Source organism: Clostridium simiarum (assembly GCF_018919175.1).
Lineage (GTDB): Bacteria > Bacillota > Clostridia > Clostridiales > Clostridiaceae > Clostridium_L > Clostridium_L simiarum.
This window is the reverse complement of the sequence record NZ_JAHLQL010000004.1, coordinates 223,868-247,138: the sequence shown is the minus strand read 5'-3', so window position 1 is coordinate 247,138 and position 23,271 is coordinate 223,868. Positions and strand designations below refer to the sequence as shown.

The 23,271-nt window shown below is 31.2% G+C and carries 19 protein-coding genes; all 19 read right to left on the bottom strand.

Features of this window, described 5'->3' with window-relative positions:
* Positions 1–44: 44 nt before the first annotated feature.
* The 19 genes from KQI89_RS12630 to KQI89_RS12540 all read right to left on the bottom strand — a co-directional run bounded on the left by KQI89_RS12630 (position 45) and on the right by KQI89_RS12540 (position 23,132).
* Entirely contained in the window at positions 45–3,686 is a 3,642-nt protein-coding gene (locus tag KQI89_RS12630; protein WP_216457455.1) for a DNA polymerase III subunit alpha, read from the bottom strand.
* A 183-nt stretch (positions 3,687–3,869) separates the two neighbouring features.
* The gene (locus tag KQI89_RS12625) at positions 3,870–5,078 is read right to left on the bottom strand and encodes a phosphopentomutase (protein ID WP_216457364.1); all 1,209 of its coding nucleotides are present in this window, start codon (positions 5,076–5,078) and stop codon (positions 3,870–3,872) included.
* Positions 5,079–5,132: 54 nt separating this feature from the next.
* Positions 5,133–6,290: a YhfX family PLP-dependent enzyme gene (locus KQI89_RS12620; protein ID WP_216457363.1), complete on the bottom strand. Its 1,158-nt coding sequence runs from the start codon at positions 6,288–6,290 to the stop codon at positions 5,133–5,135.
* Positions 6,291–6,307: 17 nt separating this feature from the next.
* Positions 6,308–7,411 carry an aminotransferase class V-fold PLP-dependent enzyme gene (locus KQI89_RS12615; RefSeq protein ID WP_216457362.1) on the bottom strand — a complete coding sequence of 368 codons (1,104 nt, stop codon included), beginning with the start codon at positions 7,409–7,411 and terminating at the stop codon, positions 6,308–6,310.
* A 32-nt stretch (positions 7,412–7,443) separates the two neighbouring features.
* Positions 7,444–8,319 carry a phosphotriesterase family protein gene (locus KQI89_RS12610; protein WP_216457361.1) on the bottom strand — a complete coding sequence of 292 codons (876 nt, stop codon included), beginning with the start codon at positions 8,317–8,319 and terminating at the stop codon, positions 7,444–7,446.
* Between the two features lie 125 nt (positions 8,320–8,444).
* The gene (locus tag KQI89_RS12605) at positions 8,445–9,731 is read right to left on the bottom strand and encodes a YhfT family protein (protein ID WP_032122554.1); all 1,287 of its coding nucleotides are present in this window, start codon (positions 9,729–9,731) and stop codon (positions 8,445–8,447) included.
* Positions 9,732–9,762: 31 nt separating this feature from the next.
* Positions 9,763–10,122, bottom strand: coding sequence for a DUF2620 domain-containing protein (locus KQI89_RS12600; RefSeq protein WP_216457360.1), 360 nt, complete (start codon positions 10,120–10,122; stop codon positions 9,763–9,765).
* 17 nt (positions 10,123–10,139) lie between these two features.
* Positions 10,140–10,496 (bottom strand): PRD domain-containing protein, encoded by a 357-nt coding sequence (locus tag KQI89_RS12595; RefSeq protein WP_032122556.1) that lies wholly within the window; start codon positions 10,494–10,496, stop codon positions 10,140–10,142.
* A gap of 62 nt (positions 10,497–10,558) precedes the next feature.
* Positions 10,559–11,482 carry a GntR family transcriptional regulator YhfZ gene (gene yhfZ, locus KQI89_RS12590; RefSeq protein ID WP_216457359.1) on the bottom strand — a complete coding sequence of 308 codons (924 nt, stop codon included), beginning with the start codon at positions 11,480–11,482 and terminating at the stop codon, positions 10,559–10,561.
* A 235-nt stretch (positions 11,483–11,717) separates the two neighbouring features.
* Positions 11,718–13,727, bottom strand: coding sequence for a methyl-accepting chemotaxis protein (locus tag KQI89_RS12585; protein ID WP_216457358.1), 2,010 nt, complete (start codon positions 13,725–13,727; stop codon positions 11,718–11,720).
* Between the two features lie 379 nt (positions 13,728–14,106).
* Positions 14,107–14,391, bottom strand: coding sequence for a Dabb family protein (locus KQI89_RS12580; protein ID WP_216457357.1), 285 nt, complete (start codon positions 14,389–14,391; stop codon positions 14,107–14,109).
* Positions 14,392–14,404: 13 nt separating this feature from the next.
* On the bottom strand, positions 14,405–15,706 hold the full coding sequence (locus tag KQI89_RS12575; RefSeq protein ID WP_216457356.1) for a DRTGG domain-containing protein: 1,302 nt from the start codon (positions 15,704–15,706) through the stop codon (positions 14,405–14,407).
* Between the two features lie 2 nt (positions 15,707–15,708).
* Positions 15,709–16,662, bottom strand: coding sequence for a DNA-binding protein WhiA (gene whiA / locus KQI89_RS12570; RefSeq protein ID WP_032122560.1), 954 nt, complete (start codon positions 16,660–16,662; stop codon positions 15,709–15,711).
* Between the two features lie 17 nt (positions 16,663–16,679).
* On the bottom strand, positions 16,680–18,008 hold the full coding sequence (locus tag KQI89_RS12565) for a gluconeogenesis factor YvcK family protein (RefSeq protein ID WP_216457355.1): 1,329 nt from the start codon (positions 18,006–18,008) through the stop codon (positions 16,680–16,682).
* Positions 18,005–18,889 carry an RNase adapter RapZ gene (gene rapZ, locus KQI89_RS12560; protein WP_216457354.1) on the bottom strand — a complete coding sequence of 295 codons (885 nt, stop codon included), beginning with the start codon at positions 18,887–18,889 and terminating at the stop codon, positions 18,005–18,007. The genes KQI89_RS12565 and rapZ overlap by 4 nt, the downstream gene beginning before the upstream one ends.
* A gap of 152 nt (positions 18,890–19,041) precedes the next feature.
* Entirely contained in the window at positions 19,042–20,127 is a 1,086-nt protein-coding gene (hisC, locus tag KQI89_RS12555) for a histidinol-phosphate transaminase (protein ID WP_216457353.1), read from the bottom strand.
* A gap of 221 nt (positions 20,128–20,348) precedes the next feature.
* A complete protein-coding gene (gene murB / locus KQI89_RS12550) occupies positions 20,349–21,263 on the bottom strand; it encodes a UDP-N-acetylmuramate dehydrogenase (protein ID WP_032122564.1) in 915 nt (304 codons plus the stop codon).
* Positions 21,264–21,378: 115 nt separating this feature from the next.
* The gene (locus tag KQI89_RS12545) at positions 21,379–22,107 is read right to left on the bottom strand and encodes a phosphatase (RefSeq protein ID WP_216457352.1); all 729 of its coding nucleotides are present in this window, start codon (positions 22,105–22,107) and stop codon (positions 21,379–21,381) included.
* Positions 22,108–22,256: 149 nt separating this feature from the next.
* Positions 22,257–23,132 (bottom strand): DUF5808 domain-containing protein, encoded by an 876-nt coding sequence (locus KQI89_RS12540; RefSeq protein ID WP_216457351.1) that lies wholly within the window; start codon positions 23,130–23,132, stop codon positions 22,257–22,259.
* Between the last annotated feature and the right edge of the window lie 139 nt (positions 23,133–23,271).

Sequence of the window (23,271 nt, the reverse complement as noted above, 5' to 3'; positions counted from 1 at the left end):
ATCCTCCATGTTTAATTATTAAAATCTTTTTTCTAGCTTTTACATTAAGTAACCTTTACCCTATCTTCTCCAAATTTACTTTTCAAAAGTTCTACTATGCCACTATCTAAGTCTACCCACCCATCTCTTGAAAGCCTAAATGGAATTCTTTCCTTAGCAGCAAACAAATATACTGGAGTATTTCCTTTATACTTTGAAAATATTATCTTTAATTCTTTTATTATATTTCTTGCTGTTTTTTCGTCTTCTACCATTATATACAGTTTTGAACTATCTACTTTTTCTAAAGGAATTATATCTTCACAAATCACTTTAGGATCTTCATCTTCATTCATAGATAGCCTTCCCTTTATTACTATTAAACTATCTTCTTCTATTAGAGGGGCAAGTCTTTCATAAGATTTCGGAAAAACTATAGACTCTATACTTCCCGTTAAGTCTTCTAGTCTTATAAAAGCCATCATAGAATTATTTCTTGTTATTTTTCTATTAAAATCTGAAATAATTCCTCCAATAGCTACCTTTTCTCCATCCTTTAAAGTACCTATTACCCTACCTACTTGAACCTTATCCATAGACTCTATGTCTGTATTTTTTAATAAAGCCTCTTCGCCATAAAGTTCATCATAATCACTGAATATCTTAGATATAGTAGTGGAAGTCTGAAGACTTAAGGTCTTTTCATATTCATCTAAAGGGTGTCCTGTAAGATACAATCCTGTCATCTCTTTTTCCATAGCTAGCATATACTTTTTATCAAATTCCTTTATATTAGGATACTTGATTTGGAATTGCTCCTCTGTATTACTAATAGCTGAAAAAAGACTTACCTGACCTTCTATATTTTTCTTTTTCTGATTAGATACTCCCTCTAACATTTTTTCATGTACCGCTAACATTTGAGATCTAAAAATATTAAGATTATCAAAGGCTCCTGCCTTTATTAAACTTTCTACTGCTCTTTTATTAATGGCTGAAGGATCTATCTTATTGCTAAAATCAAAGAGTGAAATAAACTTCCCTTTTTTCTCTCTAGCATAAACTATATTTTCTACCACGTTTAACCCTACATTTTTTACAGAACCTAATCCAAATCTTATAGTATCATCTTTTACTGTAAATTTACCATAACTCTCATTTATATCTGGTGGAAGTACTTGTATCCCAAGACTTTCAGCAAATCTAATGTAGGAAGCTACCTTTTCATTTATTCCCATAACGCTATTTAACATAGCTGCAATATATTCTACAGGATAATATTTCATCAAATAAGCAGTTTGATATCCGATAACGGCATAAGCCGCCGCATGGGATTTATTGAAAGCATAGGAAGCAAAATCCATCATTTGATCAAATATCTTATTTGCTATTTCTTCTGAAATACCACCTCTTACACATCCCGGTACTTCTACATTGCCATTTTCATCTACTACACCATATATAAAGTTACGTCTCTCTTCTTCCATAACTTTGTGCTTTTTCTTTGACATAGCTCTTCTAACTAAGTCACTTCTACCCATGGAGTATCCTGCAAGTTTTCTAACAATTTCCATAACTTGTTCCTGATAAACCATTACTCCATAAGTCACATCTAATATACTTTCTAGTTCTGGTGTTTCGTATGATAACTTTTCTGGTGTTTTCTTACTTTCTATATATCTAGGTATTTCTGCCATTGGGCCTGGTCTGTATAAACTTATCCCAGCTATTATGTCTTCTAAGGAGTCTGGCTTTAACTCCTTCATAAAGTTTGTCATTCCTGCTGACTCTAGCTGGAATACCCCTACAGTCTTACCTTCCCCTATCATCTTGTATACGTGTCTATCTTCAAAGTCTAATTTATCTAAATCTATCTGGATACCCCTGTTCACCTTAATCATGTCTACAGCATCTCTCATAACTGTAAGCGTACGAAGGCCTAAGAAATCCATTTTTAGAAGACCTAGTTCTTCTAGGGTTCCCATGGTAAATTGTGTTACTACCATACCTTCATTTCTTTGAAGTGGAACGTAGTTTACTAAAGGCTTTGATGCTATAACTACACCTGCCGCATGGGTAGAGGAGTGCCTTGGAAGCCCCTCAAGGCTTCTACTTACGTCTATTAGCTCTTTTACCCTTATCTCTTCGTCGTAAGCCTTCTGAAGCTCTGGGTTTATGTCTAAAGCTCTATCTATAGTTATATTAAGCATGGTAGGTATCATTTTAGCTATTCTATCTACCTCTTGATAGGAATAGTTCATAGCTCTTCCTACATCTCTTATACAAGCCCTAGCAGCCATGGTTCCAAAAGTTATTATTTGTGATACATTATCTTTTCCGTACTTTTCAACTACATAGTCAATTATATCTTGACGTCTTTCATAGCAAAAATCGGAATCTATATCTGGCATGGATACCCTCTCTGGATTCAAAAATCTTTCAAAGATAAGTCCATATTTTATTGGGTCTATTTTTGTTATACCTAAGGTATAGGCTACAAGGGAACCTGCTGCTGACCCTCTTCCAGGTCCTGTTGGTATTCCATTTTCTACAGCAAATCGTATAAAGTCCCAAACTATTAGGAAGTAGTCTACATACCCCATTTGGTTTATTACTCCAAGTTCATAATCAAGCCTTTCCACATATTCTTTGGCTTCTTTACATCCATTTGCAATTTCATAAACCTTAGGTAAATTAAAGCTATCTCCTTTAACTTCATTAAATACCTCATATCTTTCCACCAAGCCCTTATAACAGGTTTCCTTTAGATACTCAAAGGGATCCCAGCCTTCTGGTAATGGAAATTTAGGTAACTTTGATTTATGGAACTCATAGTCAAAATTGCATTGTTCTGCAATCTTAATAGTATTGTCTAAGGCTTCTTTAATATAGGAAAACTGCCTCCACATCTCCTCTGGAGATTTTAAATAAAACTGATCTGAAGGATATCTCATTCTATTTTCTTCTTCTACAGTTTTTGCTGTCTGTATACAGAGCAGTATGTCATGAGACTTAGAATCTTCTTTATTTATATAATGCACATCATTAGTGGCCACTAAAGGAATTTCTAATTCTTTAGACATTTCGATTAGCTCTTCATTAACCTTTCTTTGCTCCTCTAAACCATGATATTGGAGTTCAAGGTAAAAGCCATCTTTAAAGGTTTCTTTATAAAATAAAGCTGCTTCTTTAGCCTTATTTTTATTACCTTTTAATAGACTTGATTGTACCTCTCCTCCTAAGCAGGCACTTAAAGCTATAAGTCCCTCACTATGTGACTTTAAGTAATCATGATCTGTTCTCGGTTTATAATAAAAACCTTCTATAGAAGCTTTAGAAACTATCTTCATTAGATTCTCATAACCTTTTTCATTTTTTACAAGTAATACTAAGTGATGAGTTTCATTTTCTTCATCATTTTGCTTTATATGTAGTGATTTTGGAACCACATATACTTCAGAGCCTAAGATAGGTTTAATACCTGCATCTTTAGCTGCTTTATAAAAATCTACGCAACCATACATAGTACCATGATCAGTTATGGCTATACTTTCCATACCTAGTTCTTTGGCCTTACTTATGATTTTTGGTATTTTGCCAGAGCCATCTAAAAGGCTATATTCTGTATGCAAATGAAGATGGCAAAACTTTTTCTTATTGAAATCTTCTAGATTTTTCACATCATATTCTCTCGATGTTTCTTGAATATTTTCTTCTTTTAATAGTGAATATTCCAAAAATCAAACCCTCCTTCCAGAGAGATTTCTTATTAATAATTATAACCTTAATCATATTTAAAGTATATGTAATAAAATGTTAGCACCTTCGATATGATACCACTTAGTGTAACCAAATCGAAGGTGCTTTTATTTTTATTCCTTCTAGGAATTTTATTTTATTAAGCTTAAAAAGGACTCTCCATTTTCAGGCCTTTTTATATTAAAATATTCCGCCACAGTAGCCCCTACATCAGATAAGGTTTTTCTTGTTCCTATATTTACATTCTTTATATTTTTTCCATGAATCAATAAAGGAACGCATTCTCTAGTATGTCTACTATGACCAATAGTAGGATCATTCCCATGATCTGCCATAATTACTAGTATATCCTCTTCTTTTAAATTATCTATAATTTCACCTATATATTTATCTGCTATAGATAGCTTTTCAGCATATCTTTCTGCATTTTCAGCATGGCCACTTAAATCTGTTTCTTGTACATTAGTACATATAAAACCTGTATCCATTTTCTTCATTTCATCTAAGGTTAATTGTAACACTTCTGCTGTGTCTACCCATGGTATGCTTTTACCATATTGGTTACTTACTATATCGGCAACTTTACCAATTAAGGTAACTTTAATTCCCTCTTCACCTAATATAGTTGGAACTTGAACCTTTTGATCTATTCCATAACCTAAATGTATGCATTGATATCCTTTATTGTAAACTCCAGATTTAGGTGCATTAACACCTATAAACCCATTTCCCTTTTCTTCAATGGCCTCTAATATATTTTCTTTTGTGACTTCTTTACCACCAAAGGTAATAACTCTTGGTACTCTTACTTTACTTCTAACTAACTTACCTATTTTTAAGACCTCTTCAAAAGAAATTAAATCTAAGGAAGCTGTAACATTAATAGCTTGTCCTAAATCCGTTTCTATGTTATCCGCTACAGTAACAGCCCCATTTACCATAAGTAAACTTGCTTCTTTTCCATTTATATATTCTACATCATAATCCTTACTTTTAAGTAACTCATATACTTCATTAATAGACTTAGAAAAGGCTTCTCTTAGGGGTTTCATAGGCTTTGTTCCCATTATTTCCTGATGTCCAAAGAAAGTATCTGCCCCATAATGCATAAGTTCTGACTTACCAAAGGTTGCACTATTTGAAAACTTCATATTTAAAGATTCTTCCCCTAGAGCATTCATAAGGCCTAATCTTTCTAGATTTTTAAGCTTTAACTCTGGCATTTTTCCTAATATATGTTTTAAGGTGTTAGATCCCACATCTTGAGGTCTTACAACTTTAGTATCTTCCATATAACCTATTCCAAAACCATCTAAAACTATAACTATAAATCTATCCAACAGTATCACCTCACTATCTTTTATTTGAAAACTTTTTAATATATATCTAAAATATTACTTTATCTTAACTCCTTGAGAATCATATATTCCAATTATCTCTGGATTTCCTGTGCTTATGCCTTTAACTATAGCCACATCGCTACGTGTTACAAATATCTGTGTTCTAAAAGCCATTATTACAGTGTCTGAAACCTTTGTGTTTTCTTCTAAGGTAAAATAATAGTCTATACTTTCTAAGCTTGGCTCTTGTACATTTACTAATTTAGAATCCTCTAAACTATTTCCTACTAAAGCTTTTTTTAGATTAGATCTTCTGTAATACCCGCCTCCATAGCAATAACTTTCTGAATTTAAGTTGTGAGAAACCTCACTTACGTAAACCATGGCAGGTTTTTCAAAGCTATCATAATCGCTATGATAAGGAGTTGTTCCTGTAATCCCATGTCCTGGCTCAGCATGGGTTCCCCCAAAACTTTTTATAAGCTTTATACTTTCAGTACAACTAGCTGAAGGTAGGTTTAATTGTTCTATATTGATATCTATATTCTTTAAGATTTCTTTAGCCTTTAATACAGTTTCAACATTATGTGTTTCCTTTATTCTTTTATCTTTATCATCATATAAAAAACAAGGGAAGGAAGTTAAACCATATATATTTATATTAGGTAGGTTTTTTATAGAATTTACTGCATCTTCTAACTCTTCTAGGTAAAACCCTCCATACTGGGCTGGATAAAGCATATCTCCCTTAGCAATAACTCTTAAAGTAATATTTTGAATAATACCAAGCTTTACTGCTACCTCTGATATTTCTTTAGCTTTTTCAATAGAATAGATGGATATAGTCTCTGGTCTAGAAGATAATATAATCTCCATATCAGCTCTAGGAATTTGCACTAAATGTCCCACATGTCCTAACTTAATTCCATTTTCTATATGCCTTTTAGCATCTTTATAATCAACGGCTACAGCTCCTTCAAATCCCATATCAATTAAAGCTTTAGAAATTAAAGGATTCCTTCCAATTTGTTTTCCCATAAAGTACAGTTTTACACCATATTTATCTGCTTCTTTTTTCATCATTAATGCATTTTCTAGAATCATATCATAATCTAATACATAAGTATCAGGAGATATAAGCCCCTTTTTATGAAGATGAAATGCAGTTTTTATTAAATTAGGGTTTCTCTCAATAGTCTTTTCTAAAAACATATTCTCATTCCTCTTCTCTACAATCTTTCAAAAGCCTTACTAACGCTTTCTTTAAGTATTCTAATTACAGTATCAGCACCGCTTCTCATAGGATTAATTCTTACCATTCTTTTTTCAAGGGTAGGATCTGCCTTTCTAAAGGTTCCAGATACCCTATATATCATTGGAACTATCTCATATTTTGATTCAGCTCCCACTGGATTTGGAGCTGCTCCTAATTTTTCTGCTTCTTCTAGCACAATATTAGCTATGTCTTCTTCAAATTCTACTAATAGAACCTTTGATTGAGCATTAGCTAAAAATGCATTCTTTACCCCTTGAACTTCCCCAGATCTTAATCTTTTAACTAACTCTTCGTTAACTTCAGCTTGTATAGCTAAAGCTACTGGGGCATATACAAGTCCCCGTAAAACTTCCATAGCTTCAAAACCTTGTACTTGACTTCCTCCTGAATAATTTAACTGTATAACTTTATTTATTAATTCAGAGTTACCAACTAATATTCCTATACCCTCTGGTCCTAAAAGCTTAAAGGAAGAAAAACCAGACAGATCAGCACCTAATTCAGCACCTATCTTATCTACCTTCATTACTGCATAATTATCATCGGTTATAATAGTTATATCTTCACTGTGATCTTTTATAAGGCGAATTATCTCTCCCATATCATAGCTATCTTCTAATTTTTGTCTTGTATATTGTAACAATGCTCCATTTACACTATGGTTGCATAAAGCTTTTTTTACTTCTTCTTTATTATTAAAGTCAGCTTTTATAGTGTCTATTCCCATGGTATCTAATGTAACCTCTGTAGTAGGATATATAGGTGCATCATGAACAAGGATTTTATCTCCAGGCTTTAAAAAGCTTATAAGTCCCCATCTTAAGGCACCTGTTCCTGCTCCTCTTACTAAAACTGCTGCTTCTGTATTAAAAAAATCTGCTAAGACCTGTTCAACCTTTTTTGTATAACTAGGTTTGTTTAAGCCCTTAACTACACCTAAATCTCCTAGTTTTAATACTTCTTCTCCTGAAAAGTATTTAGTCATTGTATCTACCATTTTAAATTGCAATTTTTTTGCTTCTTCTATTCCTATAGATTTTAAAGGATAAGTAATCATATAAAGTCTCTCCTTTAGTTCTTACATAATTTTTAATTTAATATTGTTACTATGTTTTTTTCTGTAATAGTTTTTATATCTTCTGCTGAAACTCCGTTTTCTATAAGTCTAGGTATAAAATTATCTAATAAATAAGAGTAACCTATACCACCTCTACCCTTCAGATGAGATTTTCTTGTAATATCCATAGACATAAGTACTTTATCACTAAGACCTCTTTTGCATATCTCTTTAAGCATATCTATTCTAACACCATCAGGTTGATAATTTTCTTTCCCAATTGTATCAAAGGCAACATTTGCTCCTTTGTCTATAAGCCTTAATATATAATCTAAATCTCCTGTTAAATCCACATGACTTATTATTAGTTTTTCAATATTCATACCATGAGATTTCAGTAAATCAATTTGCTCTAACCCTAATTTTCCTAGAGTAGTATGAGTTATAATAGCCTTGCCTGTTTCCACATGAGCTAAAGCTCCTGCTATAAAAACCTTTTTTTCTTCTTCCTCTATGCTGTTTTGACTGGTTCCTATCTCACCAATAACTTCTGCTCTTACACCACTATCTTCAATTCCATTTATAATTTCATCTATCATTATTTTTGCTAACTGCTTTGAAGATAAATCATAAACTTCCTTTGGGAAAAATGGTGATTTATAATATCCTGTAGAACATAAAATATTCAAATCTGTTTCCTTAGCTACAGCTTTTATATATTCAACATCTCTGCCTATACCTCTATTAGTAACTTCAATTATGTTTCTAACACCTTTTGTATAAAGTTCTTTAAACTCCTCTACAGTTTCATCAAAAACATTAAGATTACAATCTTCATTGTTTTTTACTCCAGACAAATCAATTTTTACATGTTCATGAGAGTATGTGATTCCTTCAACTAATTTCATAAAATTCACTCCCTTCTTAAATTAATGTCTCAATACCTTAAAGATATTGAGACATCTAAAATTTTAATCTTTATCTTTAATGTTAATTTATAGTTAATAAATTATATTTAAATTTAAAACTGTTTTTATGCTGGTGGAAGGTATAATCCAACTATATATAATATGTTAATTAATACACCTACCAAAATTGCTCCCATAGGACCTACCGCCATATCTACAATAGGTTTCTTTGATGTTTTATTAAGCACATAAAGTCCTATAACAACGAATAGTCCAAGACCTGGAGCCATAGCATTTGCTGCCATTAAACCTCCTATTAGTAAAGCTACTTCAAGTACCTTACTCATAGCAGTTCTTATATTGTCTCCACACTTTTTAACTCCTGGGAACTTATCTAAGAATCTAGCCATAACATCTAAGAATAATATTTCTAGAGCCATTACTGCTGCACCTATTACAAAAGATAATATAGGATTTTTTATAAGTAATCCAATTACAAATACAAAGGTCATTCCTGCCGGTGCATATACACCTGTAGTAATAGCAGTAGTTGCCACTAATGGAATAAATCCAATTCCTCTTGCAAAAGCAGTCATAGCTGCTTCTACATTTTTACCAGCCTTAAGTAAATTAAGTGAGATTGGGTCTCCAGCAACCATACTAAGACTAGTAGCTGCTGCAATTAATCCGCCCATAACAGCTAATACTGGTAAATTCTTTTTAATCTTTTTAACTCTTTCTGCAAATATAGATACAAGATCCACCTTAGGAGCATTAGGATCTGGTTTTTCTTTCATAGCAAATACAATCATTATAATCATACCTGCAAGTAAAGCCATTCCTTCTTGATCTATTTTAATATTAGCTCCATTCCATTGGAATTTTCCATAATATAATGTTATTTGTCTAACTAAAAATGAAATGATTAATGTAATAATACCTTTTTTATATCCAAATTGATAAGCTACAACTAGAGCTGGGAATACCGCAAAAGCTGCTACAACAGGAGCCCCTACTTGACCTAGTTGTGGCAAGAAGTTTACTGGTAACTTAGCAAATAAATCCACTATAACTTGAAGTCCGCTAACAAGTCCTAATCCATATAAAGCACCTATAATTCCTGATATTACAATACCTTTTTTACCTGCTGGACACCATGTTCCGATTATATCTGTTCCTAATAATATACTATGTATTAAAATAATAGAAGCAGCGATAGAAACCGGAATTCCAAACCCAATAACCAAACCAAAGCTCAAAGCAAAAGATGTTGCGGCTAATGATTTTTTATCTAATCTTCCTTCTAGATACTCTGGCACAATAGGTCTTAGTCCATCATTAAATACTGCAACACCCATATTTGATAATATGGCTGCAAGAGCCCCTAAAAGGGCTATAACTACATAATTCATAAAATCTTCCCCCAATCTTATTATTTTTTGATTAGTCTAATATTTTCTTTAGTATAATTGGTAGAACTACATCAGCATGTTGTGGAGTAAATCCAAATGCTTTTTTTCCTGCTTCAATTTCCTTAATAATTGCCTCTTCACTTCTTATATTTCCTGGCATTGAAACAGTAGCACACAATCCCATGCCTAGTAATGCTATTGCCATTGCTAGTGCACCACCTCCCCCTGTGTTACAAGCGCCTAAATAATAATCCGCTTGTCCAGTTTTAATTGCCATAGCAGCTTCAATGTCTGATTTTATTTCAACTGTAGCTTTGTCTCCTGCTATGTTTTTAGTTATCTCTGCTACTCTATCCTTATCGATTTGTCCACCTATAACTATTCTTATCATTTTAATTGCCTCCTATATTATTTATTATTTAATAGTGCACATAAGTGCATCATTATAAAAACCTTTTCTTCCTCTGGAATACTAGATTCTATAACCTTTTCTATGTCCTTAAAAATCTCTTCTGATTTATCATAATTTTCATTACATCTTACTTCTTCATAAATCATCTCTTCTATACTATTAACAATTTCTCCATCCTTTATCCTTTTAAAAGAGATAGCTAAATGAGTTATCAGCATTGAAGCGTTTTCTTCTGTAAGGCTAATATTATGCTTTTCTTTAAACATATTTATTATATTTATTATATCCTTATAAATACCCTCATCTATTTGACCTGCCTCTTTTAAAATATTTAATCTAATTGTTAAATCCATTTTTTCTCCTCCTGCAATAACGAATGTACATAATTTTGTATATTGGCTTTAAAAAATATCTCTTAATAATTTGGTATGATTTTTTCTTCTATAACTTGGTTTTGATATTTTAAAACCTCTTCTTTTTTTAGAAATTTAGAAATTAACTTTCCCATCTCTTCTCTCTCTTTATTTATAACAAGCACAGCCTCTGTATTTTTATCAGAATACTCACCAGAAGTTATTTTATACTTAACATCTAGATGCTTATCCTTTACCTCATCTATAGTACATATAGCTGCATCGATTTTTCCTTTTATTAGGTTGCTTATTATTTGGCTATAAAGTAAGTGTACTAATTCTACTTTTTTTCCTTCACACTCTTTTACAGTCATTATCTCATGGTCTAGAGATGAAGTATCTACACCAACTCTCATTCCATCTTTTATTTCACACTGACAAAAGTTATTAAAAGCCATTATATGATTATCTACAAAAGAGTTACTACCAAAATTCATAGCAATTATTATAGGTTCTCCCTGTTTAATATAGTGCTCAGCTGCCAAACAAGACATAACTGCAAAATCATATCTTCCTTCCTCTAAAGCCTCTAATCTATTTTTAGCCCCTCTCATATAAGCAAGATTCAAAGGGAACCTTTCCGCAAAAGAACTATTGTGTATTCCTGTGGCTAGTCCTTCGTACCTTTTAGAATAAGGCAAGGGCATAACTCCTAATATAGTCCTAGTATCTGCAACCTCTAAAAGCTTTCCATAGTCTATATAAGTTATAAAAGTACCAAGATGACCTCTAGATTCTAAACATATAGCTTTATATTCTTGCAAAAATTTCAGAGCAGATTGTATGGTTCCTCTAGCTGTATTATGTTTCTCTGCTAAGTTGGCTATAGTCTCTATTCTGTCTTCTACATCTTTTGCAATAAATTCTTTAGCTAAAGTCATAGCCATATAACCATTTTTTTGCATTAATTTTGCTTTTAAATCCATCTTCTCTCCTTATATCAATATACAATATTTTGTACTTTCTATCTTCATATTATCATATTGTCAAAACCTTTTCAAGAGTTATATTAATATTAATAGGCTTTTTTAAAAGAAAACTAGTATGTAATTTCTTCTTATATTCTCATTTTTCTCCTGTTAAGAAATAGAGAACTCTAAACTTTGATATTTAGAGTTCTTTATACCTTATCTCTTTAGCTTTAATATGTAATAAATGCTTTTATTGAGTTTTAAACCTTTCAATTTCTCTCATCATATCACTAGTTTTATTGCTTAATATATCTGCCGCACTATAAATGTCTTTGCTTGAATTAGCCATTTGTTCACTGGATGCTGCTATTTCTTCAGAGGATGCTGAAATTTCTTCTGATATAGATGAAATTCCTTCTGTTTTAAATAATATATCTTTTTTCTTTTCATTTAAGGTTATAAAACCTTCGCTAATTTCGTTTACCCTTGGGGTTACATTACCTATAGCGTTAGATATAGTTTTAAAAGAATCCATACTACTTTCTATGCTTACCTTTTGTTCTTGTAACTCTGAATTCATTTCATTAGTACCCGTTACCATTAACTTTGCCTCTTCTAAAACATTACCTACAAGATCGTAAATTGTTTCAGATGACTCTTTACTTCTTTCTGCTAGATTTCTTATTTCATCAGCTACTACAGCAAAGCCTCTTCCCGCTTCTCCTGCTCTAGCCGCTTCAATAGCTGCATTAAGAGCTAAAAGATTTGTTTGTTCTGCAATACTATTAATTAAATAAGTTATTTCATTTACTTTTTCTACACTCTCGCTCATACTTCCTATCTTTTGAGAAAAATAATTAAAGTTTTCTACTAATTTATCTAAAGATAAGGTTACCTTTTGCATATCCTCATTGCTTATATCTGCTTTTTTGCTTATTTCACTGGTCATGGTATTAATTTCTTCTATATTGCCATTCATACCATCTAAATCCTTACTAAAATTCTCTAACATATTTACTATATCAACAAGGTCTTGAGCTTGCTGAGTAGCCCCTTCTGCAACCTGATCAATAGCTGAATATATGTTTTGGGCATTGCTTGAAAAATCCTCAGATATTTTTACTAGTTCTTTAGAACTAAGATCTATGTCTGTAGAGTTTGTCCTTATATTTGATATCATTTTGCCTACAGAACTTTTGCTTAACTCTAAAGCATTTGCCATTACTCCTATTTCATCACTTTTATTTAATTCTTTATCATTAATTCTTTGACTAAAGTCTCCCTCTGCCATTACAACTATATGGTTTCTTATGTTATTTAATCCTTTAGATATGTAATCTGCTAAAATCCAAACTACTATTACAGCTACAGCTATAAATAAACAGGATACAATAATTACATTTCTTCTTAAATCATATAGACTCTTTAAAACGTCTCTTTCTTCAATAAATACTCCCACTGACCATCCTGTAGAAGTAATAGGTGTGTATCCTAAGTATTTAACTACCCCTTTGTAACTATATTCTCCTACATCTGATTTTCCATTAATCATATCTTGCTCAATAATTGCTAATTCACTTAGTTCAGGATCTTTACCTTCTACAACATTTTCTTGTTTAATAACTAACTCTCTATCCTTATGAGCTATAACATTTCCAGTTTGTCCTATAACATAAGCTTGTCCTGTGCTTCCAAATTCAATTCCTTCATTTAATTTACCTATGTCATTTCCATCCCTTAAAGCAATTAAAGCACCTTTTATATTGCCATTATCTTTAATAGGAACTGCATAGGCCATAAATAAATTCTTATTATCTATTTTACTAACAAAAGGCTCTGAAACAGCATTTTCACCTTTTATAGCCTTCTTAAAATAGTCTCTTTCTTTTATATTATTTGATAGACCATCTGTATAAAACACATTACCTTCTAAATCAGCTATACCTAACACTAAGTGTCCATGACTTTTAACTTCTTCATCTAAAATAGTTTTCTTCTCTTCCCAGGTAAAATCATCATTTTTAATTGTATTATTGTTTGCCACGGATTCTAATACAAAGTATTTATTATTTACAATTTCCTCTACATTAACAGCTACCTGTTGACTTATGGTTTTCATTAAACTTTTGCTAGAAATCTTAAGTGCATTTTTATTCATAAAAAATGATAGAACACCTAAAGAAATACAAGTTAGGCATATTAACAATATAAGTACTATTAGCATTTTAGTTTTTAGACTTTTACTTTTTTTGTTTTCCAAACTTATCTCTCCTTTAATTTTGTTTTTAATTATATTAGGCATCATTAAATAATGGCTAATATAATTAAATTTTATTTAAATGCTTAACAACGTCCTACCATAGTATATTACAAAACACCCACTTTGTACATATTTTAACATCTTTTGATTTTAATTTTGTTTTTAATTTCTCTATATTAAATATAAAAAACTTTTCATGAATTATATATTATTGTAATAATAACAAGAAAAAACACCTATTATTTTTTTATTAATAGGTGTTTCCTTATTTTTTTGTCTTTACTTTAATATTAACTCTTTTTAAATCAAAGTTTCATTTCAAACAAAAACAGCCTGTGTATCATTATCTACAGGCCATTTTTAGTAATTTAATAAATTTTTAGTAATCTAATGCTACAGATCCTTCTAACATAGGTTTTAGATTCTTTATTACATGATTAACATGATATTCACTTACTTGGTATCTATCCATGTCTTCTCTACTATCAAATCTAGTTATAAGAGCTATATCGTAAGATCTATCGCTTCTTATTATATCTACACCTACTTCTAAATATTTAAGTTCAGGAATTTTCCCATCCATAGAAGAAAGTATTTCCTTTGCTCTCTCCATATTTTCTTTTCTAGAATCTTTTAATTTAAATAAAACTATATGAGTAAACATTTATATATCCTCCTTAATTACCTAACATTTTTGCAGATAATATACTTTTTCCTACTAATTCCTTTTTAGCATTTATCATATTAACTTCCACCTTGCAATAATTTCTTCCCATATCAATGATGTCTGCTTCTAACATAACTTTAGTATCTAATTGCAATGGTTTCATAAAATAAGTACTTATGTTATCTACTGAAATATTTATGTTTCTATCCTTAAGGGCATATACTGCCACTGCAGATAGGAGCATGTTAAGTGAACTCCAAGAGGCAGTACCAATAGAATCTATCATCTCTGATATTATATTCCCTGAGAATATACTCTTATCTCCCATAACTTCATATTCAAAATTAGCTAGAATAAGTTCTTCTAAATTCCCTGATCTTTGTGGCTGTCTTGACATATATTGAAAAGTATCTGTTACATCCTGTCTTGTAATTATTCCAATAAGTTTTTTTCCATCTATTACAGGACATATCTCTATTCCTTCAAGGCCCATTATGTAAGCAGCATAAGCTACTGTAGTCCTAGGGTTTACTGTTATAGGATATTTTGACATTAACTTTCCTATAGGCTCATTTCCATCTAAATCCATAGATAAATCCTTCGAAGTTATCATTCCCACTACCTTCATATTCTCATCTACCACTGGATACCTTATGTGATTTGTCTTTTTTACAAGTTCTCTCCAGTCCATAATAGTGTCATCAGCTTTAAGATAATAGGGATCTTTTTTCATTATATCTTCTACTAGGATAATATCTTTTTTCATCATATTTTCTGACATAGCTTTATTAATCATAGTGGCTATGGTAAAACTATCATATTTAGAAGAAATAACAGGTAGACCTTTTTCATCTGCTAATTTTTTTACTTTTTCATTGCAGTGAAATCCTCCAGTAATAAGTACTGCGGCTTCATTATTAAGAGCTAATTCATGGGCTTCTTCTCTATTTCCAACTATAAGTAAGCAACCTGGAGTTATATATCTAGACATAGCATCTATGGTCATGGCTCCTATTAAAAATTTTCTAAGGGATTTATGTATTCCATCTCTCCCGCCAATTATGCTTCCTCCAACTATATTAACTACATCTGCAAAGGTTAGAGATTCCTCATTTTTTCTCTGCAATTTATCAACTCTTATAGTCCCTACTCTAGGTATAGTGGATACCAACCCTTTAGCATCACATTCTTTTATAGCTTTATATGCAGTACCTTCACTAACTCCTAAGTCACTAGCTATACTTCTTACTGATATTTTATGGCCTGGTTCTAATGAAAGTATGTAGTCTACGGTTTTTTGATGCTTTGACATTTTTACATTCCTTCTTTTCTAAGCTCTTCTGCTATTTTTTCTATTTTTCTTAATCTATGGTTTACACCAGACTTTCCTACTGGAGGACTTAGCATCTCTCCAAGTTCCTTTAAAGACTCATCAGGAAATTTAAGCCTCAGCTCCGCAACTTCTCTTAAATTTTTAGGAAGCCTTCCAAGTCCAATTTCACTTTCAATAAAATTGATACTTTCTACCTGGCGAACAGCTGCATTTACAGTTTTGCTAAGATTAGCTGTTTCACAATTAACAAGTCTATTTACGTTATTTCTCATTTCCTTCATTATTCTAATATTTTCAACCTCTAATAAGGATGTATGGGCTCCTATTATATTTAATAGATCCACTATTTGTTCTCCTTCTTTTATATAAACAATATAGCTACTTTTTCTTTGTATAAACTTAGAGCTTAATCCATAGGTATTTATAAGATTACTTAAATCCTCAGCATAATCAACGCTATGTGTTACAAATTCTAAGTGGTAAGTTTTTTCTGGATTACTTATACTTCCTCCACCTAAAAAAGCACCTCTTATATATGCTTTTTTTCTATCATCTGTAGTAACCAATTCTTTATTTATACCATAATCCAGAGATATTACTCCCTCTTCTTCTTTCAATATTCCTGCTAATTTTAAAAATTCTCTTACTCCCATTTCCTCAGTTATCATAACAATATATAGATTATTCTTTTTTAAAGAATTACTCTTTTTAACCATCAGCCTTGCATGTATATCAAAATGGTCTTTTAGTAATATGAATATAAGCCTAGCTGTAGCAGGGTTTTCAGTGGTTATTTTAAAGCTAAGCTGCCTATTCCCTGCAAAGGTTAAGGTTCCACTAACCTTCATTATAGCGGATATCTGGGCTAATGCCTCTTCCTTTGAAGTTTCTACAAATCTACATATTTCACCTTTTACTTTTGATGAAAACGACATATCTCATTCTCCTAATTCTAGTTTTTCTTTTGCTTTAATCTTTCTGAAAGATAGAAGTATTCAATTATCTTCTTTCTATCATAGAACAGCTTTTTCTCCATTATAGTTTCTACTATTACTGAGGCTAACTTTTCTGAATCATGTCTTACAAGCCCCTTTCTAGTCTTTACCAGGTTCGAATCTATAATTTTAACATTTAGTCTGGCTAGTTCTTCTTCATCCTTGGTAACTAGTTTAGAGTTTTCTTTTAAATATCTTTCTTTTAATTCCTCTTCTATAGTTCCCGCATTTGTTATTACATAATCTACTATGCCATCGCCACCATGCTTCATTATTGCCTTAATATGATCTGCCACATCATAATCATCTGTTTCTCCTGGTTGGGTCATTATATTAGAAATATATATCTTAAGAGCGGAAGTTTTATGAAGGGCATCGGATATATCTTTTACTAACAAATTAGGAATTACGCTGGTATAAAGACTTCCTGGTCCTAATATTATAGCATCTGCATCCTTAATAGCCTCTACAGACTCTTTTAATGCCTTAGCATCCGCTGGTTCAATTATTATGCTATCTATGGGGCTATTTTGTTTTATGGCCTCCTCTGGAATATTAGATTCCCCTTCAACTATACTACCATTTTGAAGCTTTGCTTTAAGCACCATATTTTCTAAAGTAACAGGCATAACTCTTCCTGTAACAGCTAAAACAGAGCTCATCTTTTTAACAGCATCCTCAAAGTTGTCTGATATACCGTCCATAGCCGCTAAAAATAAGTTTCCAAAGCTCTGGTTTTTCAATCTTCCATCTTTAAATCTGTATTGCAAAAGTTCTTCCATTAGTGGCTCTGTATCAGCTAAAGCTAATATACAGTTTCTTATATCCCCTGGAGGAAGTATCCCAAGATCTTCTCTAAGATCTCCAGATCCTCCACCATCATCCGCTACAGTAACTATAGCTGTTATATTAGAAGTATAGTATTTTAATCCTCTAAGCATAGTTGAAAGTCCAGTTCCGCCACCAATTACAACTATTTTAGGGCCCTTAACCAAAAGTCTCTTTTCGTAAATTAAAGTTTCAAGCTTTCTTGAATCCAAAGAAAACTTTAGATATCCCTTATTTATCAATGCCATTATTGACTTAATACCTTCAGTGACTGAAATGTATAGCACAAAAATCCCTGTTACATTTAATAATATATAGAAACCTTTATAATACCAATTATAGAGCATGTGCCTTGATAACTCATTTAGTCCAAATATAATAAGTATCATTCCAAATATAGCAAAAAGAATCCATCTTTTTACCTTTATACCTGGTTTCAGCCAATCTGTAATCTTCATAGCTTCTTACCACCCTTATTTATATCTTCATTTATATCTCTATGATCTATGTTTGCATTTCTTCCAGAGTTCATAAGAGTATGGTATATGGAATTGGCTATGGCTACAGATCTATGTCTTCCACCAGTACAGCCTATGGCTATAATAAGCTGTCTTTTACCCTCTTTTATGTAATGGGGTATTAAAAACTCTAACATGTCTTCTAATCTAAGGATAAATCCTTTGGTTTCTTCATGTTGCAATACATACTCTTTTACAGGTTCCTCCATGCCTGAAAACTTTTTTAGTTCAGGTATATAGAAAGGATTAGGTATAAATCTCACATCAAAAACAAGATCTGCATCCACTGGAATTCCATATTTAAATCCAAAAGAAAGCACAGTTATACTTAAATCTTTTATAGCTGTCACTCCATCACCATAGATAGAATTAATTTTTTCTCTAAGCTCATGTATGGATAATTTTGAAGTATCTATAATATTATCAGCTTTTTCTTTTACCTCTTTAAGCCTTGTTCTTTCAAGAGTTATTCCATTAGTAACCCTTCCATCCCTTGCTAGAGGGTGTCTTCTTCTAGATTCTTTAAATCTTTTTACTAATACTTCATCTGAAGCATCTAAAAATAATATCTCATATTTGAAATCATTTTTTCTTAGGTATGTTAAACTTTCAAAGAGTGCATCAAAAAACATGCCTCCTCTTATGTCAATAACTAAAGCTATTTTTTCTATTTTACCCTCACTTTGTATACAAACCTCTGCAAACTTTGGTATCAAAGTTGGTGGTAAATTGTCTACGCAAAAATAGCCTAAATCCTCTAAGTTTCTTGTGGCTTCTGTTTTTCCTGCTCCCGATAATCCTGTTACAATTACAAATCTCATAGTATCACTCCTATGCTATGCTGGTTAAACTTATTATATCACAGATGAGTAAGCTTTATAATATTAAAAAAATTGCAATGGTCTTTTAATATAAAAAAATCGGATAGTAAGTATTCTATTATACTTACTATCCGATTTTAATTATACTTTATTTATAGAATCTCTTTTAACGCTTTAACAAACTTTTCATTTTGCTCCCTAGTACCTATGCTTATTCTTAACCACTGAGGCATATCTAACAAAAATCCTGGTCTTATTATTATTCCTTTTTTAAGTAAAGCATCAAATATAGGTTTATCATCTCTATTTAAATTAACCATAATAAAGTTAGTATTGGTTTCTATATACTCTAAACCTAGGTTTTTAAATTCACTATATAAAAACTCTTTTTCTACGTTATTAGTATCATAAACTTTCTTTAAAAATTCATCATCTTCAATAGCTACTACTGCTGCATTTTGAGCAAATAGATTTACATCAAAAGGATTAATAACTCTATTTACATATTGAACCAAATCTTCGCTAGCAACTCCATATCCGCACCTTAATGAGGCTAAACCATAAGCTTTTGAGAAGGTTCTTAATATTATCATATTAGGATGATTTTTTAATAGTTCTAAAGAGTCTGGAAAATCCGGATCTACCACGTATTCAACATAAGCCTCATCCATAACTATAATAACACTGTCTGGTATTTTATTTAGTATTTTATCAAAGTCTGCCTTTTTAAATATATTTCCTGTAGGATTGTTAGGATTACAAAACCATATTATCTTAGTTTTATCTGTTATGGCATCCACCATAGCCTCTAAATCTAAAGCATTGTTTTTCATAGGTATTTTTATTGCTTTAGCCCCCATAAGCTTTGTGCTAGTTTCATATCTTGGAAAAGTAACTTGTCCCATTATAGTTTCGTCTCCAGATTCTAGTAAAGTATTGCACAAAACTTTTATTAAAGAATCTGATCCTGCTCCACAAAATATCTGTTCAGGACTAACATTTAACTTTTTAGCTATAGCTCTCTTTAATTCGTAACTAGAAGAATCAGGATATAATGCTGAGTCATTTATCATATTCATTATAACCTCTTTAGCCTTTGGTGAACATCCAAGAGGATTTTCGTTAGAAGCAAGTTTTATAACCTCATCTAACCCTAATTCTCTCTTTACCTCACTAATAGGTTTTCCTGCCACATACTTCTCAATATTTAACACATCTTTTCTAATAGAATAACTCATGTTATCTTCCATTTCTTATAATTATTACCCAATAAGAAATGGATTACACCCCCCTTTATATATATTATGGATATAGAACCCATTTTATAATTAAGAATGGAGAATCAAGAAGATTTCTCAAGGCAATTTAACACTTTATTACTATTAGGTTTTGTAGCTTATAAATTTCCTTAATTATAAATCCTTAACTATCCATTCATTAACTACTTTATAACCATTGATTAGTCTTCCCCTATTATCCTAACTTCTGGTTGCAACTCTACTGAAAAATTATCTAATACTGTTTTCTGCACAAAATTTATAAGTTCTAAAATTTCTTTAGCAGTTGCATTGTTCCTATTTATTATAAATCCTGAGTGTTTTTCTGAAACTGCTGCACCACCTATAGCTCTCCCCTTTAGTCCAGAGTCTTGTATTAACTTCCCTGCAAAATATCCTTCAGGTCTTTTAAAAGTACTACCTGCTGAAGGGTACTCTAAAGGTTGCTTTTCTTCTCTTCTTTTTGTGAGTTCATCAATTCTATTTTTTATCTTTGACTTTTCCCCTGATTTAAGCTGAAGTGTTACTTGAAGAACAACATACCCCTTCTTCATAACTGCGCTAGTTCTATAACCAAGTTCTAACTCACCATTTCTTAGAGTAAGAACATTTCCCTCTTTATCCATAACTAAAGCATGTTCTATTACATTTACCATTTCTCCATCATAAGCCCCTGCATTCATGGTAACAGCTCCCCCTATGCTACCCGGAATGCCACAAGCAAACTCAAAACCTGTTAAACTATGCTCTAAGGCACAATTAGATACATCTTTTAATTGAGCTCCACCCATAGCTATTATCTTATCTTCTTCTACAATTACATCATCTAATTTACTAAGCTTTATTATAATACCTCTAAAACCGCCGTCTCTTACTAATAGATTTGATCCATTACCTATAATATAATAGGGAATTTCACTTTTAACACAAAACTTAACTGTCTCTATTAATTCTTCTTTTGTCCTTGGGGTAACCAAAATATCTGCTGGTCCTCCAATTTTAAAATATGTGTGTTTTTTCATAGACTCATCTAGCAATATATCTTCTTTTTTCAATATTTCTTGTAATTTAGGAACTAAGTGACTGTAATGATTCATTATATTTCTCCTCGAACTTACTTAATTGATAAATACATCATGAAACCTATTATGCATTTATTTTTATTAATCATAATATATTATACATTATAATATAAATATATTTAATAGTCTATTAGAGCTTATAATCTTTAAGTTTTCCCTTTTCTTTAAGATAATTTATTAGTCTATTCTCATCTAGGTTTATTATAAGTTCCTCTGGCATATTTACTTTTTTTAATATAGCTTCTGATTTATCAAATCCACCTATATCGTAACATATATGAGCATCACTACCCATTACAATGTTAGCTCCATATTCCTTACATAAGCTTGCAATCTTTATGCAATTATCCTCAGAACCTAGCCTTGATCTAAAAGAGCTATTGTTTATTTCAATAAGCACATTTTTTTCTTTAGCCTTTTTTACTAATTCTTCTTCAAATATTGGAAAAGAAGGATTGCCTGGATGTCCTATTATATCTACAAGAGGATTATCCATCACCTTTATTAGTGCTCTTGTATTTTCTTCCCTACTTCTTGGAGTTATGCATACATCATGAAGACTTGCTATTATTATATCTAATCTCTCTTGAAATCTATTAGAAATGTCTAAATTACCATCAATATCCATTATATTGGCTTCACAGCCCTTTAAATGAATTATTCCTTCCATATGAAGTGGAAGAACTTTTAAATTCCCAAAATAAAATTCATGAGGTCCTCCTGGCATAGCTGGTCCATGATCTGTAGTACACAATATCTTTAATCCCTTTTTACAGGCCCACTTCAAATTTTCTATAAGTGTGCTATAAGCGTGTCCGCTTTCTATTGTATGTGTGTGTGTATCTAAAACATATTTCATCCTTTGTCCTCCTGTTTTCTACTTTTAAAAGTAACTTTCTATTATTAATATCCATATTTTTTATTTAATTAAAATCCCAACAATTTATATTCTACATTAATTAAATTAATTCATCAAATTCCTATTGAGTAAGTTTTACTTTATATCAATTATCTTAACTGTTCTTTTATATTATCATACAAGGACTTTGTTATATTTTCGTCCTGCTTATTTATAAAAATCCAGGTTCCTTCCTGTAACTCTATAGCTATACAAGGTTCTTCTACATCATTTATAAAAATCAATGATTTTCCCTTTCCTTCTACGTTAAAGTATCCATAAGCCTTTCTACAACTAGTGGCACCATTTCTTTTACATTTAATTCTAGGCATTTTGTTTTCATAAGTTACAGTTTTTATATCCTTTAGACTTATTTCCTTTCCATAAGCACCTTCAATTTTTAGTGCGTTTTCATTTAAATTTATAACCCTATCCTTTGTAAAAGCAGGTATATGTAACATTAAAAGAAACCCACCAATTATAATTATTGCTGTAATTATAATAAAAATTTTTCCTAAAAGTTTTCCTATATTCAAATCCCATCCTATACCTATTCTTTTTCTTGTAATAATGGAAGGATCTTTCTTATTGTAATACATTGTACCCATTATATAATTTTCGTCATCATCGCCCTTTGGAAAGTAAAAGTTCCAATTTTCTTTACTTTTAATAAGTTTCATGGCCTTATAAGATTTGTAGTGACAAATATTTAATGTTAGAAAACTTGCTATAGCCCCAGTGTAAAAAAACAGTGGAATATACTCTTCTTTAAATAAATGTTGAAGAACTATTATAACTAACCACAATACTCCATAGGAAATATTCCAGTTTCGTTTAAAGCACTTATCTACATGTTTTATATCCTCTCTATTAAAAGCACTTTTAGGAATTCTAACACCGTAATAGACTTCACTTCTTGATGTACTTTGACTAAAATAGCCTATAAAATATAAGATAACCATTATAAAAAGCTCAATAATATACATAAGTTACATAATACCCCCATATCTATGAAAACTTTCTCATAAATTCAATATGTCTCATATATAATAATTTTCTCCCCAAACCCCTTAACCTTGTATAGTTAGAAAAAACATGCTTTATAAATAAATTTTAAACCTCATT

What these genes read in the sequence shown, in the direction of transcription:
- KQI89_RS12620 (WP_216457363.1), bottom strand. Translation starts at nt 6,290, where the DNA reads ATGTTTTTAGAAAAGACTATTGAGAGAAACCCTAATTTAATAAAAACT.
- KQI89_RS12615 (WP_216457362.1), bottom strand. Translation starts at nt 7,411, where the DNA reads ATGATTACTTATCCTTTAAAATCTATAGGAATAGAAGAAGCAAAAAAA.
- KQI89_RS12610 (WP_216457361.1), bottom strand. Translation starts at nt 8,319, where the DNA reads ATGAAATTAGTTGAAGGAATCACATACTCTCATGAACATGTAAAAATT.
- KQI89_RS12605 (WP_032122554.1), bottom strand. Translation starts at nt 9,731, where the DNA reads ATGAATTATGTAGTTATAGCCCTTTTAGGGGCTCTTGCAGCCATATTA.
- KQI89_RS12600 (WP_216457360.1), bottom strand. Translation starts at nt 10,122, where the DNA reads ATGATAAGAATAGTTATAGGTGGACAAATCGATAAGGATAGAGTAGCA.
- KQI89_RS12595 (WP_032122556.1), bottom strand. Translation starts at nt 10,496, where the DNA reads ATGGATTTAACAATTAGATTAAATATTTTAAAAGAGGCAGGTCAAATA.
- yhfZ (WP_216457359.1), bottom strand. Translation starts at nt 11,482, where the DNA reads ATGGATTTAAAAGCAAAATTAATGCAAAAAAATGGTTATATGGCTATG.
- KQI89_RS12580 (WP_216457357.1), bottom strand. Translation starts at nt 14,391, where the DNA reads ATGTTTACTCATATAGTTTTATTTAAATTAAAAGATTCTAGAAAAGAA.
- KQI89_RS12575 (WP_216457356.1), bottom strand. Translation starts at nt 15,706, where the DNA reads ATGTCAAAGCATCAAAAAACCGTAGACTACATACTTTCATTAGAACCA.
- whiA (WP_032122560.1), bottom strand. Translation starts at nt 16,662, where the DNA reads ATGTCGTTTTCATCAAAAGTAAAAGGTGAAATATGTAGATTTGTAGAA.
- KQI89_RS12565 (WP_216457355.1), bottom strand. Translation starts at nt 18,008, where the DNA reads ATGAAGATTACAGATTGGCTGAAACCAGGTATAAAGGTAAAAAGATGG.
- rapZ (WP_216457354.1), bottom strand. Translation starts at nt 18,889, where the DNA reads ATGAGATTTGTAATTGTAACAGGATTATCGGGAGCAGGAAAAACAGAA.
- hisC (WP_216457353.1), bottom strand. Translation starts at nt 20,127, where the DNA reads ATGAGTTATTCTATTAGAAAAGATGTGTTAAATATTGAGAAGTATGTG.
- murB (WP_032122564.1), bottom strand. Translation starts at nt 21,263, where the DNA reads ATGAATCATTACAGTCACTTAGTTCCTAAATTACAAGAAATATTGAAA.
- KQI89_RS12545 (WP_216457352.1), bottom strand. Translation starts at nt 22,107, where the DNA reads ATGAAATATGTTTTAGATACACACACACATACAATAGAAAGCGGACAC.
- KQI89_RS12540 (WP_216457351.1), bottom strand. Translation starts at nt 23,132, where the DNA reads ATGTATATTATTGAGCTTTTTATAATGGTTATCTTATATTTTATAGGC.